Annotated in this window: 12 protein-coding genes; 11 read left to right on the top strand and 1 reads right to left on the bottom strand. The window is 67.2% G+C overall.

Annotation, left to right across the window (positions count from 1 at the left end):
- Positions 1-72 precede the first annotated feature (72 nt).
- Genes argC through DFO58_RS05505 form a run of 6 tightly spaced genes read left to right on the top strand, consistent with a single transcriptional unit; the run spans position 73 to position 6,047 of the window.
- The gene (argC, locus tag DFO58_RS05530; RefSeq protein WP_120989574.1) at positions 73-1,104 is read left to right on the top strand and encodes an N-acetyl-gamma-glutamyl-phosphate reductase; all 1,032 of its coding nucleotides are present in this window, start codon (positions 73-75) and stop codon (positions 1,102-1,104) included.
- Positions 1,105-1,142: 38 nt separating this feature from the next.
- Positions 1,143-2,315, top strand: coding sequence for a bifunctional glutamate N-acetyltransferase/amino-acid acetyltransferase ArgJ (gene argJ / locus DFO58_RS05525; protein ID WP_047121221.1), 1,173 nt, complete (start codon positions 1,143-1,145; stop codon positions 2,313-2,315).
- Positions 2,316-2,348: 33 nt separating this feature from the next.
- Positions 2,349-3,287, top strand: coding sequence for an acetylglutamate kinase (gene argB, locus DFO58_RS05520; RefSeq protein WP_053797733.1), 939 nt, complete (start codon positions 2,349-2,351; stop codon positions 3,285-3,287).
- Positions 3,288-3,343: 56 nt separating this feature from the next.
- Positions 3,344-4,552 (top strand): acetylornithine transaminase, encoded by a 1,209-nt coding sequence (locus DFO58_RS05515; RefSeq protein ID WP_047121222.1) that lies wholly within the window; start codon positions 3,344-3,346, stop codon positions 4,550-4,552.
- 29 nt (positions 4,553-4,581) lie between these two features.
- Positions 4,582-5,541: an ornithine carbamoyltransferase gene (gene argF / locus DFO58_RS05510; RefSeq protein WP_047121185.1), complete on the top strand. Its 960-nt coding sequence runs from the start codon at positions 4,582-4,584 to the stop codon at positions 5,539-5,541.
- A gap of 2 nt (positions 5,542-5,543) precedes the next feature.
- Positions 5,544-6,047 (top strand): arginine repressor, encoded by a 504-nt coding sequence (locus DFO58_RS05505; protein ID WP_047121186.1) that lies wholly within the window; start codon positions 5,544-5,546, stop codon positions 6,045-6,047.
- Positions 6,048-6,368: 321 nt separating this feature from the next.
- On the opposite strand, the gene DFO58_RS05500 is transcribed toward DFO58_RS05505, so the two are convergent.
- Positions 6,369-6,920, bottom strand: a complete 552-nt coding sequence (locus DFO58_RS05500; RefSeq protein ID WP_047121187.1) for a macro domain-containing protein — start codon at positions 6,918-6,920, stop codon at positions 6,369-6,371.
- Positions 6,921-7,216: 296 nt separating this feature from the next.
- Between DFO58_RS05500 and argH the strand changes: the two genes are divergently transcribed.
- From argH to tyrS, 5 genes are all read left to right on the top strand, one after another.
- A complete protein-coding gene (argH, locus tag DFO58_RS05495; RefSeq protein ID WP_047121188.1) occupies positions 7,217-8,635 on the top strand; it encodes an argininosuccinate lyase in 1,419 nt (472 codons plus the stop codon).
- A gap of 98 nt (positions 8,636-8,733) precedes the next feature.
- A complete protein-coding gene (locus DFO58_RS05490) occupies positions 8,734-9,474 on the top strand; it encodes a maleylpyruvate isomerase family mycothiol-dependent enzyme (RefSeq protein ID WP_047121189.1) in 741 nt (246 codons plus the stop codon).
- 106 nt (positions 9,475-9,580) lie between these two features.
- Positions 9,581-10,120 (top strand): adenine phosphoribosyltransferase, encoded by a 540-nt coding sequence (locus DFO58_RS05485; protein ID WP_047121190.1) that lies wholly within the window; start codon positions 9,581-9,583, stop codon positions 10,118-10,120.
- 106 nt (positions 10,121-10,226) lie between these two features.
- Positions 10,227-12,506, top strand: a complete 2,280-nt coding sequence (locus tag DFO58_RS05480; protein WP_120989572.1) for an AAA family ATPase — start codon at positions 10,227-10,229, stop codon at positions 12,504-12,506.
- 159 nt (positions 12,507-12,665) lie between these two features.
- Positions 12,666-13,985 carry a tyrosine--tRNA ligase gene (gene tyrS, locus DFO58_RS05475; RefSeq protein WP_047121191.1) on the top strand — a complete coding sequence of 440 codons (1,320 nt, stop codon included), beginning with the start codon at positions 12,666-12,668 and terminating at the stop codon, positions 13,983-13,985.
- The last annotated feature ends 417 nt before the right edge of the window (positions 13,986-14,402 follow it).

The following is a 14,402-nucleotide window of genomic DNA, read 5'->3' as shown; positions in this document are numbered from 1 at the left end:
GTCGGACTTCATGACAAACTAAGTTATGAATATTTATTAGCCTCTATGCATATTTTGCGGTAAGCTCTGGTCATGACGATTTCAGTTGCTGTCTCCGGTGCCAGCGGGTACGCCGGCGGCGAGGTTCTGCGCATCCTGGCCGCCCACCCCGACGTAGAAATTGGCGCCATCACTGCGCATTCCCAGGCCGGGCAGCGCCTGGGCGGCATTGCCCCGCACCTGCATGCGCTCGCCGACCGCGTCCTGGTGGACACCACCGTGGAAAACCTCGCCGGGCACGACGTCGTCTTCCTGGCCCTGCCGCACGGCGCCAGCGCCGCCGTGGCCGAGCAGCTGCCCGAATCCGCCCTGGTCATCGACGCCGGAGCCGACTTCCGCCTGGAATCCGCCGAGGCCTGGGAGAAGTTCTACGGCACCAAGCACGCCGGTTCCTGGCCCTACGGCCTGCCCGAGCTGCCCGGCCAGCGCGAAAAGCTGGTCGGCGCCAAGCGCATCGCGGTGCCCGGCTGCTACCCGACCGGCGGCCAGCTCTCGCTGGCTCCCGGCTTCGCGGCCAATCTGCTGGAACCGGACGACGTGGTGATCGTGTCCGCCTCGGGTACCTCTGGTGCCGGCAAGAGCGCCAAGACCCACCTGCTGGGTGCCGAGGTTATGGGCTCCATGAGCACCTACGGCGTGGGCGGCGTGCACCGCCACATCCCGGAGATGGAACAGGGCTTCTCCAAGCTGGCCGGCGAACCGGTGACCGTCTCCTTCACCCCGACGCTCGCCCCGATGCCGCGCGGCATCCTGACCACCGCCACCGCCAAGGTGAAGTCCGGGGTCTCCGAAGCGCAACTGCGCGAGGCCTGGGCCGCGGCCTACGACAACGAGCTGTTCGTCCACCTGCTGCCCGAGGGCCAGTGGCCGACCACCGGTGCGGTGCAGGCAAGCAACCACGTCCAGCTGCAGCTGGCCTTCGACACCCACGCCAACCGCGTGATCGTCTCGGTGGCGCTGGACAACCTGACCAAGGGCACCGCAGGTGCCGCAGTCCAGTCGATGAACATCGCGCTGGGACTGGAAGAAAACACCGGATTGCTCATGCAAGGAGTCGCCCCGTGAGCCTCGCCCACACCAATACCCACCCATCCGCCAACGCCCTGGGCGTCACCGCCCCGGCGGGCTTCACCGCCGCCGGCGTTCCGGCGGGCCTGAAGTCCACCGGCAAGAACGACGTGGTCCTGGTGCGCAACCTCGGACCCGACTTCGCCGCAGCCGGCGTCTTCACCTCCAACCGCGTGGCAGCCGCCCCGGTCAAGTGGTCCCGCCAGGTGCTGGCCGACGGCCGCATCGACGCGGTGCTGCTGAACTCCGGCGGCGCCAACGCCTGCACCGGCGCCGAGGGCTTCGGCAACACCCACCGCAGCGCCGAATACGTGGCGGACCTGCTGAAGGTTTCCGCCGGCGACGTCGCAGTGGCCTCCACCGGCCTGATCGGACAGCAGCTGCCGATGGACAAGCTGCTGCCGGGCATCGCCGCGGCCGCCGCCGCGCTGGCCGGTACCCAGGACGCCTCCGACCAGGCCGCCGCCGGCATCATGACCACGGACTCGGTCTCCAAGCAGGTCAGCCGCGTGGTGGGGGATTCCACCACCGGCCAGGTCATCATCGGTGGCATGGCCAAGGGCGCGGGCATGCTCGCCCCGGCGCTGGCCACCATGCTGGTCGTGCTGACCACCGACGCGGCGCTCACCAGCGAGCAGCTGGACGCCGCGCTGCGCAGCGCCACCGCGATGAGCTTCGACCGCGCCGACTCCGACGGCTGCATGTCCACCAACGACACCGTGCTGCTGCTGGCTTCCGGCGCCTCGGGCATCACCCCGGACGCCGCCGAATTCACCGCCGCGCTGACCGACGCCTGTCAGGAGCTGGCAGCCCGCCTGATCGACGACGCCGAGGGCGCGGAGCACACCATCGCGATCCGCACCTTCAACGCCGCCACCGAGGCCGACGCCCTGGAGGTCTCCAAGGCCGTCTCGCGCTCGAACCTGGTCAAGACCGCGGTCTTCGGCAAGGACCCGAACTGGGGACGCGTGCTCTCCGAGGTCGGCACCACCCAGGCCGCCTTCGAACCGGACGAGCTGAACGTCGCCATCAACGGCGTCTGGGTCTGCAAGAACGGCGGCGTGGGCGAGGACCGCTCGCTGGTTTCGCTGGAAGATCGCAACGTCACCATCGACATCGACCTGAACGCGGGCACCGCGCAGGCCACGGTGCTGACCAACGACCTGACCCACGACTACGTCCACGAGAACTCCGCCTACTCCAGCTAGGCCCGTCCCTCGACGAGGACAAAGGAAGAGCACATGCCTGAGAACACCCGCACCGACGTCGGATTGGCCCAGCGCAAGGCCGAGGCGCTGATCGAGGCCCTGCCCTGGATCCAGCGCTTCGCCGGCACCACCATGGTCATCAAGTACGGCGGCAACGCCATGGTCAACGAGCAGCTGCGCCGCGCCTTCGCGGAGGACATCGTGTTCCTGCGCCACGCCGGGATCAACCCGGTGGTGGTGCACGGCGGCGGCCCGCAGATCAACAAGATGCTCGACACCCTGGGCATCGAGTCGGAATTCCGCGGCGGGCTGCGGGTGACCACCCCCGAAGCCATGGACGTGGTGCGCATGGTGCTCACCGGCCAGGTCCAGCGCGACCTGGTCGGCCTGATCAACTCGCACGGCCCCTACTCGGTGGGCATGTCAGGGGAGGACGGCGCCACCTTGCAGGCCATCCGCACCGGCACCATCATCGACGGTCTGCCCGTGGACCTGGGCCTGGTCGGCGAGGTGACCCGCGTGCGCACCGACCAGGTGGACTCGCTCATCGACGCAGGGATGATCCCGGTGATCTCCACCGTGGCTCCGGAATTCGACGCCGAGGGCGAACCGACCGGAGCGGTGCTCAACGTCAACGCCGACACCGCCGCCGGCGCCCTGGCCACCGCGCTGGGCGCCTCCAAGCTGGTGATCCTCACCGACGTGGAGGGCCTGTACAGCGCCTGGCCCGACAAGTCCTCGCTGATCACCTCGCTGAGCACCGACGAGCTGCGCGAGATGCTGCCGTCCCTGGAATCGGGCATGATCCCCAAGATGGGCGCCTGCCTGGACGCCGTGGACTCCGGCGTGGGCCAGGCCCACATCGTGGATGGCCGCGAACCGCATTCAATGCTGCTAGAAATCTTCACCACCGCCGGCGTGGGTACCCAGGTGGTCCCCGCCGCACCAACAAACCAGAAGGACCAGAAGTGAGCGAGAGCGCCGCCGCAACCGAAGCAACACCGAGCGGGAACTCCCAGGCCGCCGACCTGGCCGGATTGGGCAACCAGTCATCGGCCGCGCTGGCCGAGCGCTACTCCAACAGCCTGCTGGGCGTGTTCGGCGCGCCGCAGCGCGTGCTGGTGCGCGGGGCCGGCTGCCACGTGTGGGACGCCGACGGCAACCAGTACCTGGATTTGCTCGGCGGCATCGCGGTGAACACCCTGGGCCACAGCAACCCGCTGCTGACTTCCGTGATCACCTCGCAGCTTGCCACGTTGGGGCATGTCTCCAATTTCTTCACCTCGCCCACGCAGATCGCGCTGGCCGAGAAGCTGCTGCAGATCTCCGCCGCCCCGGCCGGCTCCAAGGTGTTCTTCGCGAACTCCGGCACCGAGGCCAACGAGGCGGCGCTGAAGCTCACCCGCCGCAACGCGGGCACCGAGCAGGCGCCGCGCACCAAGGTGATCGCACTGGAGCATGCCTTTCACGGCCGTACCCTGGGTGCGCTGTCGCTGACCTACAAGGAGAAGTACCGCGCCCCGTTCGCGCCGCTGCCCGAGAACGTCACCTGGATCCCCGCCGGGGACATCCAGGCATTGCGCGAGGCGGTGGACCACACCGTTTCGGCAGTGTTCATCGAGCCGATCCAGGGCGAGGCGGGTGTACTGGAGCTGTCCGCCGAGTACCTGCAGGCGGCCCGCGAGATCACCACCGAGGCCGGCGCGCTGCTGGTCTTCGACGAGGTGCAGACCGGCATGGGCCGCACCGGCGAGTTCTTCGCTTCCGCGCCGGTGATTCCGGACGTGATGACTCTGGCCAAGGGCCTGGGCGGCGGCTTCCCGATCGGCGCGATGATCGTCTTTGGCGAGGCCAACACCTCCTGGCTGACCCCGGGCGACCACGGCACCACCTTCGGCGGCAACCCGGTGGCCTGCGCCGCCGGCCTGGCGGTCATCCACACCATCGAAAAGGACAACCTGCTGGCCCACGTGCGCGAGACCGGCGCCTGGCTGCGCGAGCAGCTGGCAGGCGTTCACGGCGTGGGCGCGGTGCGCGGCGCCGGCCTGCTCAACGCCTTCGAGCTGCTGAACGGCTCGGCGCCGAAGATGGTCGCCGCCGCGCTGGACGCCGGCTTCATCATCAACGCCACCGACGAGCGCACCATCCGCCTGGCCCCGCCGCTGGTCATCACCCGCGAGCAGCTGGCCACCTTCATCGCGGCGCTGCCCGGCCTGCTGGCCGCTGCCGCAGCCTAAGAATCACCTCAGACTTTAAGGAACACACCATGAGCGCAACCCGCCACTTCCTGACCGACCTGGACTTCACCCAGGCCGAGCAGACCAAGGTGCTGGACCTGGCACTGGCCATGAAGGCCGACAAGTACGGCTTCACCCCGTACGCCGGCCCGCAGACCGTCGCGGTCTTCTTCGACAAGACCTCCACCCGCACCCGGGTCTCCTTCCACGCCGGCATCGCCGAATTGGGCGGCTCCCCGCTGATCATCAACTCTGCCGAGTCCCAGCTGGGCCACAAGGAGTCCATCTCCGACTCGGCCAAGGTGCTCGAGCGTATGGTCTCCACCATCGTGTGGCGCACCTACGCCCAGTCGGGCCTGGAGGAAATGGCGGCGAACTCCTCGGTGCCGGTGATCAACGCGCTCTCCGACGACTACCACCCCTGCCAGCTGATCGCCGACCTGCTCACCGTGCGCGAGCACAAGGGCGCGCTGGCAGGCCTGAAGATGGCCTACCTGGGCGACGCTGCCAACAACATGGCCAACTCCTACCTGCTGGCCGGGGTCACCGCGGGCATGCACGTGGCCATCGCCGGACCGGAAAGCTACCTGCCGGCGGCCTCCATCGTCGCCGCGGCGCAGGAGCGCGCCGCGCTGACCGGCGGCTCGGTCACCATCACCACCGACGCCGCCGCCGCGCTGGCGGACGCCGACGTGGTCGCCACCGACACCTGGGTCTCCATGGGCCAGGAAGAGGAGAAGGAAGCGCGCCTGAAGCTGTTCACCGACTACTCGGTCACCTCCGCGGCGATGAAGCACGCCAAGGACGACGCCATTGTGCTGCACTGCCTGCCGGCCTACCGCGGCTACGAGATCGAGGCAGAGGTCATCGACGGCCCGCAGTCGGTCGTCTTCGACGAGGCCGAGAACCGCGTGCACGCGCAGAAGGCGGTCATGACCTGGCTCATGGTCGCCTCCGGCTTGGCCGAAGACCCCAGGGTGGAGCTGTAAACATGGCTTCGCAGCCCAGTACGAAAACCGCCCGCCAGGCGCGTATCCGCGCATTCCTGGGCAACAACTCGGTCAAGTCCCAGGCCGAGCTGCTTGGCTTGCTCAAGGACGACGGGCTGGAAGTCACCCAGGCCACGCTCTCGCGCGACCTGGTGGAAATCGGCGCGGTGCGCATCCGCGACAACCTGGGCCAGCTGATCTACGCGGTGCGGCAGGAAGGCGGGGACCGCTCTCCGCAGACCGCCATCACCCAGGAGGTGCTGGACGCCCGGCTGGCCAAGATCTGCGCCGAGCAGCTGGTCACCGCCGAGGCCTCCGGGAACATCGTGGTGCTGCGCACCCCTCCGGGCGCCGCGAACCTTTTGGCCCTGGCCATCGACCACTCGCAGATGCCTTCCATCCTCGGCTGCATCGCCGGGGACGACACCATCATGGTCACCACCCGCCAGGTGGACGGCGGCGCCGAGGTGGCCGCCCGCTTCCTGCAGCTGGCCGAGCCGAGCTAGAACCCGGCGGATCCTCCGCAGCCCAATGACGATGCCGGGCGCAGAATGTTATCCACATTCTGCGCCCGGCATCGTTGCGCCCGCGCTCGGTGCGCCATCATCGGTGCAAGGGCGGCCTCGGCCCTGCCCGCGGTGCCGCGGGCGCCTTGCCCGGCGCGGCCGTCCTAGCCGTCCGGGCCCGCGCCGCAGCATCCCCCAAGCGCGGCCGGTGCGCCCGGGCGGTGCCCGGCAATCGCGCTGCCAAGACAGCTAAGCCGCCGCGCACCTTGCGGTCCGCGGCGGCTATTGTGCATCATGAGCGGCTTTGGGAGCCGCGCGCTGCTAGGCTGCCAGCTCCTCGACGGCGTTCAGCGTGAAGGCTTCCTCGAAGGCCGTCTGCACTTCGTCGTTGTAGGCGACCAGGACGATCCGGTGGATCGGGGAGATGTGCTTGTTGGTCTGGACCCACTCGTTGATGGCCGTGAAGGCGATCTGCGCAACCTGCTTGGGATCCCAGCGGAATGCCCCGGCGCCCAGCGCGGGGAAGGCGATCGAATGCGCCTCGTGGCGGGCTGCCACATACAAGGAGTTCTTGAAGCAATCGGCCAGGATCTTGGGGTTCGGCTTGATCAGGGCCAGGTTCGGGGCTGCCGTGTGGATGACCCACTTGGCCTTGAGGTTTCCCGCCTTGGTTGCCACGGCGACACCCGAGGGAATGCCGTCAGGATAGCGATTGGCGCGAACTTCGCGGCATGCGGCCAGCAAGGCCGGACCCGCGGCTGCATGGATGGCACCGTCCACGCCTCCGCCGCCGAGCAGGGACGGGTTGGCTGCGTTGACGATGGCGTCCACGCTCAGGGTGGTGATGTCACCGCGGAACAACTGGATATCCATTTGATTTCCTCCAACGACGTATCCGTATACGACTATGGCTTCACCTTACGCCGGGGCCATGCTTCGTGGAAGAGGGAAGCCGCCAACTGTTGGCGAGCGCGACGGGACTTCTTCCACTTTCCACAGGAAGGGGTTTCGCAAGGCCTGGGGGAACTCACCTGAGGTTGATGCATATTTATGAGCAACATTGCATAAACCTTTGCTAGAGTAGGATTCAGCGAAATAAACTCCACCGCGCCCGCCGGCGAAACCGGTTGGGCGCGCGGCGGAATCCGGGCAGCAGAAAGGAACGAGCCATGGCCTCGTCAACAAATGAAGGATCGCTCTGGGGCGGCCGTTTCTCCGACGGTCCCGCGGACGCAATGGCCGCGCTGAGTAAATCCACCCACTTCGACTGGCGCCTGGCCAGCTACGACATCGCCGGCTCCCGCGCCCACGCCAAGGTGCTGCAGCGTGCCGGCCTGCTCACCGAGCAGGAACTGGCCGACATGATCGCCGCGCTGGACAAGCTCGAGGCCGACGTGCTGGACGGCACCTACACCGCCGCGCACTCCGACGAGGACGTGCACGGTTCGCTGGAACGCGGGCTGCTTGAGCGCGCCGGCACCCAGCTGGGCGGCAAGCTGCGCGCCGGACGCTCGCGCAACGACCAGATCGCCACCCTGGGCCGCATGTTCCTGCGCGACCACGCCCGTATCATCGCCGGCGGCGTCATTGACACCCTCGACGCGCTGCTGGGCCAGGCCAAGGCCCACCCGTACGCGCCGATGCCGGGCCGCACCCACCTGCAGCACGCCCAGCCGATCCTGCTCTCGCACCTGCTGCTGGCCTACGCCTGGCCGCTGCTGCGCGATGTGCAGCGCTTCGTGGACTGGGACAAGCGCGCTGCAGTCTCCCCGTACGGCTCCGGCGCGCTGGCCGGCCAGACCCTGGGCCTGGACCCGAACTTCGTGGCCGACGAGCTGGGCTTCGACTCGGCCGTGTTCAACTCGATCGACGGCACCGCCGCCCGCGACGTGTTCGCCGAGTTCTCCTGGATCGCCGCGATGATCGGCGTGGACCTGTCCCGCGTGAGCGAAGAGGTCATCCTCTGGGCCACCAAGGAATTCAGCTTCGTGAAGCTGCACGACGCCTTCTCCACCGGCTCCTCGATCATGCCGCAGAAGAAGAACCCGGACATCGCCGAGCTCGCCCGCGGCAAGGCAGGACGCCTGATCGGCGACCTGACCGGCCTGCTGGCCACCCTGAAGGCGCTGCCGCTGGCCTACAACCGCGACCTGCAGGAAGACAAGGAGCCGGTGTTCGACGCAGCGGACACCCTTGAAATCCTGCTGCCCGCCGTGGCCGGCATGATCGAAACCCTGACCTTCAACACCGAGCGCATGGCCGGCCTGGCCCCGCAGGGCTTCGCGCTGGCCACCGACATCGCCGAGTGGCTGGTACGCCAGGGCGTGCCGTTCCGCGACGCCCACGAGCTCTCCGGCGCCGCCGTGCAGCTGGCCGAATCGCGCGGCGTGGAGCTGTGGGACCTGAGCGACGAGGACTATGCAGGCATCTCCGAGCACCTGACCCCGGCGGTGCGCGAAGTGCTCTCCACCGAGGGCTCGCTCAACGCCCGCAACGGCCAGGGCGGCACCGCCCCGAGCGCTGTCGCGCAGCAGATCACCGAGTTCGAGCGCCAGCTTGACGAGGTCCGCGGCTGGATCGCCAAGTAGCCTGGACCGGCCGGTGGCCGGAGCCGCACCGCAGGAATCATGCGGCGCGGATCCGGCCGCCTACGCATTTAAGCCCTACTCGCGATACAGTGTGGGTCATGACACAGATACTGGCGCCGGACGCACTCATTTCTCAGGTCACCACCGCATTGGATGAGCTGCGCGAACAGGTGCGCGGCGTCGACTTCCAGAACTACCCCAAGGCCAGTTCGCTGCCGGGCTGGAGCACCGCCCAGCTCATTGCGCACCTGGCCTCCTTCGCGAAGGCAGCCCGCCGCCAGTTCGAGCGCGCCGGGCAGGAACCGCCGCTGGAAATGTACGACGGGGGAGCGGCCGGCCGCATCGAGGCCATCAACATGACAGCGCTGATGCGCCCCGAGGCGCTGCTGGAGCTGACCAACACCGCGCTGGCCGAGCTGCGCGAGGTGTTGCCTTCCGCCGCCGGCAAGTGGGAGGAATCGGTGGGCTACCGCCCCGGCGCGAAGGTTGCGGACATGATGTACGCCACCTGGCGAGAGATGCTGATCCACGCCACCGACCTTGACGAGTTCGTGCGCCCTGCTTCCAGCTGGCCGGCCGAATTCTCTGAGCATCTCTTCCGCGCGCTGGCCGCCCGGGTGCCTTCCGAGGACCGCCTGGTGCTGCAGCCCCACGGCAAGTCCCCGGTGGTGCTGGGCGCCGGGGAGAACTCCTGGGTGCTCTCCGGAACCGAGTTTGATCTGGCAGCATGGCTTGCCGGCCGTCCGGCCGCCGGTCCGGTGCAGGCCACCGCGGCCGCGGACGCCGCCGACTACCCCGAGCTGCTGCCCTGGCCGAGCGACCGGCTGATGAACCGCTAGCGCCGGGCCGCCGAAACCGAGGCCGCAGTTCCCTTCCGGGAACTGCGGCCGAGGCAGTTAAGCCGTGTGGTTCGAAGAGCCCCGAGTACGGCTAAAATTGTGAGGCGTGAATACTACTGAGAGCATTACCGACCTGCTGGACCGTTTATGCGCGATTGTCCCCGACTACCCGCAGCCCGGAATTTCATTCAAGGACTTGACTCCGGTCTTCGCGGACCCAACAGGCCTGCGCCGCATGGTCGACGAGCTGATCGCCCCGTTCGAGGGCCAGTTCGACATCGTGGCAGGGCTGGAGGCCCGCGGTTTCGTGCTCGCCGCGGCGGCCGCCTACGCCTCCGGCAAGGGAATGCTGACCATCCGCAAGGCAGGCAAGCTGCCGCGCGAGGTCTACCGCGACGAATACACCCTGGAATACGGCTCCGGCTGCCTGGAAATGCACCGTGACGAGATCGCCCCGGGCACCCGGGTGCTGATCCTGGACGATGTGCTGGCCACCGGCGGCACCGTGGGCTCGGCGGTGCGCCTGGTCGAGCTGACCGGCGCCGTGGTCGCGGGCATCGGCGTGGTGCTGGAACTCGACGGCTTAGACGGCCGCGCCAAGCTGGACGGACACGAGGTCGTCTCGCTGCAGCTGGTGCACTCCTGAAGTAACACGTCGGCTGGTTACGCCGCCCGCGAAGCGGATTACCGGCCGCCGCCGCGGCACGCGTAGAATTGTCTGTCCTGTGAATTTAGCGCAAGGGGAAACTGGGTTGTCCGAAACGATCGAACAGGATCTGTCCGTCGAAACCGAGTACGTGGGGAAACTGTACGCCAGGCTTGATGAATTGCGCGCCGAAAAGGTGGAGCAGCTCGGACGCACCCGGGCGCAGGGCGCCGTGGGCAGCTTCCAGAACATGTCCGAGCGCGACTCCTTCGCGACCCTGTACGAGGACCGCATCGCGCAGCTGGATGCAGTGCAGGACCGGCTGGTCTTCGGCCGCCTGGACATGGCCGCGGCCAACGGCTCCAACGGGGATCCCCAGGCGGAGGAGAACCGCATCCGCTACATCGGGCGTATCGGCCTGAGCGACGAGGACCTCAACCGGCTGATGATCGACTGGCGCGCCGCCGAGGCCGCGCCGTTCTACCAGGCGACCGCGCTGAACCCGCGCGGCGTGCGCCGCCGCCGCCACCTGATGCTCTCCGGGCGCACCGTGGCAGGCATCGAGGACGACGTGCTGGACGAGACCTGGCTGGACGAGGGCCACACCCACCACGGGGAAGGCGCGCTCATGGCGGCGCTGCGCGAAAAGCGCACCGGCCGCATGGGCGACATCGTGGGCACCATCCAGGCCGAGCAGGACGCCATTATCCGCGCGCCGCTGCCCGGGGCAGTGGTGGTCCAGGGCGGGCCGGGCACCGGCAAGACCGCCGTGGCGCTGCACCGCGCCGCCTTCCTGCTCTACGAATACCGCGAACGGCTGAAGAACGCCGGCGTGCTGATCGTCGGGCCCTCGAATTCCTTCATGCGCTACATCGAGCGCGTGCTGCCCTCGCTGGGCGAGACCGGCGTGGTCATGTCCTCCGTGGGCGAGCTGTACCACGGGGTGCAGGCAGTGCCGGAAACCAACCGCACCGTGGCCCGGCTCAAGGGCCGGCCCTCCATGGCCCGGGTCATCTCCGCCGCCGTGCGCAACCGCCAGCGCGTGCTTCCCGAGGACCGCACCGTGGTGGTCGAAGGCACGCGGCTGACGTTGACCCGCAAGATGGTGCTCAACGCGCGCGAACGCGCCCGCCACACCCACAAGCCGTACAACCAGGCCCGCGAAACCTTCGTGAAGGTGCTCGTGGGGGACCTGGCCGAGCAGCTGCGCCGCAAGCTGGAGGAATCGGCCGGGCAGTCCTCGACCACCGACCGCTCCTACCTGCCGCAGGAAGTGCGCGAGTCCTGGGACGTGCGCGTGGCGCTGAACCTGTGCTGGATGCCGATGACCCCGCAGAAGCTGGTGCGCGAGCTGTTCGCCAACCCGCACCTGCTGGCCGCCGCCGCGCCGAAGCTTTCCGAAGCCGACCGCGACGCGCTCTACCGCCGCGTCGATGCGCCGTTCACCGAGGCCGACGTGCCGCTTCTTGACGAGGCCGCCGAGCTGCTGGGCGAGTTCGAGGACCCGCACGCCGCCAGCAACCAGGCCCAGTACGACCGCGACGTGGAAAACGCGCAGGCCGCGCTGGTGAACATGCATACCATGCTGGAAAACGCAGGCATCGACGGGGTGGTCACCGCGGAGCAGGTCGCCGGCGTCAACCAGGAGACCGCCGCCCGCCAGACCGCAGCCGAGCGTGCGGTCGCCGACCGCACCTGGGCCTACGGGCACATCGTGGTGGACGAGGCGCAGGAGCTCTCGCCCATGCAGTGGCGCCTGCTGCTGCGCCGCTGCCCGATCAAGTCCTTCACCATCGTGGGGGACATCGCCCAGACCTCCGCGGCCTCGGGCGCGACCAGCTGGGCGCAGGCGCTGTCGCCGTTCTTCGGCGAACGCTTCACCTTGGAGGAGCTGACGGTCAACTATCGCACGCCGGCGCAGATCGCCGACGCCGCGGTGCGCGTGGCCCAGGCCGCCGGGCTGAACATCACCACCCCGCGCGCCGTGCGCGAGGGCGACTGGCCTCCGCTGCTGACCAAGACCACGGGCGCGCAGCTGGATGACACGTTGCGCGCGGCCTTGGCCGAGGAATTGGAGTATTCCGCCGGAGGCCTGCAGGCGGTCATCGTCCCGCAGGACCAGCTGGCCCATACGCGCGACGTGATTTCCGCAGCCTACGGGGACCGTGTCGGGGAAGGCTCCGGCGGGTTGAGCCAGGACATCGTGGTGATTTCCGCCCGCGAATCCAAGGGCCTTGAATTCGACGGCGTGATCATCTTGGAACCCGAGCAGCTGGTGGCCGAGGTCGACGGGGGAGTGGGGGACCTGTACGTGGCGATGACCCGCACCACCCAGCGCTTGCGCGTGGTTTACACCGGCGAGCTGCCCGAGGGGATGGAAGCCTAGGAGCGTCGGCCGCGCGAACTGGCATATAGCCGCCGCGAACCGATAATCTAGGAAGTGCGCACGCCAGGAAACCCCAACTGGCTGCGCCGTAGTGAACTTCCGCTGGAAGCAGCGGGAGCAAAGGGGCAGAACATAGACAGAAAAATGGTCAAAGTTAGCATGTCTGAAACCAATCAGAATCCCGTTATTGCGGGACAGAGTAATGATTCCTCCTTCGCGAATGTCTGGCAGGAGCTGAAGTGGCGCGGCCTGGTGCACGTGTCCACCGACGAGGCCGAGCTGGAGCGGGCGCTGTCCGAGGAGACCATTACCTACTATTGCGGCTTTGACCCCACCGCGCCGTCGCTGCACCTAGGCAACCTGGTGCAGCTGCTGAACATGCGCCGCCTGCAGCTGGCAGGCCACAAGCCGCTGGCACTGGTGGGCGGTTCCACCGGTCTGATCGGTGATCCGCGCCAGACAGCCGAGCGCACCTTGAACACCAAGGAGACCGTCACCGAGTGGGTTGCCAAGCTGCAGGCTCAGGTCTCGCGCTTCCTGTCCAACGAGGGCGAGAACGCGGTGCGCCTGGTCAACAACCTGGACTGGACCGCGCCGCTGTCCGCCCTGGACTTCCTGCGCGACGTGGGCAAGTACTTCCGCGTGGGCACGATGATCAAGAAGGAGATCGTGGCCGCGCGCCTGAACTCCGACGAGGGCATCAGCTACACCGAGTTCTCCTACCAGGTGCTGCAGGGCTACGACTACCTGGAGCTGTACCGCCAGTACGGCTGCACCCTGCAGACTGGTGGCTCGGACCAGTGGGGCAACCTGACCAGCGGCACCGACCTGATCCGCAAGGTGGAGGGCAAGTCCGCCTACGCCTACGGTACCCCGCTGATCACCAACTCGGACGGCACCAAATTCGGCAAGTCCGAGGGCAACGCGATTTGGCTGGATGCGGAGATGTGCTCCCCGTACACCTTCTACCAGTTCTGGCTGAACACCGCCGATGCAGATGTGATCGACCGTCTGAAGGTCTTTACCTTCATGTCGCGCGAACAGATCGAGGCCTTGGCTGTGGAAGTTGCCGAGCGTCCGTTCAAGCGCCAGGCCCAGCGCGAGCTTGCCTGGCAGGTAACCAGCCTGGTGCACGGCGAAGACGCCACCACCAAGGTGATCGCTGCTTCCGCCGCGGTCTTCGGCAATGGTGAACTGGGCGAGATCGACTTGTCGACCCTGCAGGCAGTGATTGCCGAACTGCCAATCGTCCAGGTGGCGGCCGACGACCTCGGCATCCTGAACGTGCTGCACGCTTCGGGCCTCAGCGAGAGCTTGTCTGCTGCGCGACGCACCGTCGGCGAGGGCGGCGCCTACGTGAACAACGAAAAGGTCGAGGGCATCGACAGCGAACTGTCTGAAGCCGACTTCCTCCATGGCCGCTACGCCATCGTTCGCCGCGGCAAGAAGAACATGGCTGTCGTCGAACTGACTAAGTAAAAACCAAGCAAAACCGCCAAAGAATCTGTGAACCACCACACTTTTTTGGCGGTTTTGTTGTACCCGAAACATGAAATACCTAGTCAGACTGGTAAATGGGTTAGTTTCCGGGAGTACTAGGCGGATTTTGCGTGGGGGTACAGGGCGTGTAAAGTTTTATCTCGTGCCGCTGACACGGACCGAACGGAAACGGACGGGAAGTCAACGCGAAGCGAACAGGCTTGGAACGCCGAGTTGACACTGGTCAACGAGGTGGTAAGCTTGAAAAGTTGCTCCGGAGCGAAGCAGCTCGAACCCTTTGGGTTCGGGATGCGGTGTCGAGAGTGTTTGTTGTTTGAGAACTCAATAGTGTGCCAAGTTTGTTGATACCAAATTATTTTTTGTTTGGTGAATACGAAACATTTTGCTTGGGATGAT

Origin of the sequence: Arthrobacter sp. AG1021, from assembly GCF_003633665.1 — a bacterium.
Lineage (GTDB): Bacteria > Actinomycetota > Actinomycetes > Actinomycetales > Micrococcaceae > Glutamicibacter > Glutamicibacter soli.
The sequence above is the reverse complement of the archived record's forward strand: the minus strand, read 5'-3'. Positions and strand labels throughout refer to the sequence as shown.

Coding starts and splice junctions, on each gene's coding strand:
- argC (WP_120989574.1), top strand. CDS start 73: ATGACGATTTCAGTTGCTGTCTCCGGTGCCAGCGGGTACGCCGGCGGC.
- argB (WP_053797733.1), top strand. CDS start 2,349: ATGCCTGAGAACACCCGCACCGACGTCGGATTGGCCCAGCGCAAGGCC.
- argF (WP_047121185.1), top strand. CDS start 4,582: ATGAGCGCAACCCGCCACTTCCTGACCGACCTGGACTTCACCCAGGCC.
- DFO58_RS05505 (WP_047121186.1), top strand. CDS start 5,544: ATGGCTTCGCAGCCCAGTACGAAAACCGCCCGCCAGGCGCGTATCCGC.
- DFO58_RS05500 (WP_047121187.1), bottom strand. CDS start 6,920: ATGGATATCCAGTTGTTCCGCGGTGACATCACCACCCTGAGCGTGGAC.
- argH (WP_047121188.1), top strand. CDS start 7,217: ATGGCCTCGTCAACAAATGAAGGATCGCTCTGGGGCGGCCGTTTCTCC.
- DFO58_RS05490 (WP_047121189.1), top strand. CDS start 8,734: ATGACACAGATACTGGCGCCGGACGCACTCATTTCTCAGGTCACCACC.
- tyrS (WP_047121191.1), top strand. CDS start 12,666: ATGTCTGAAACCAATCAGAATCCCGTTATTGCGGGACAGAGTAATGAT.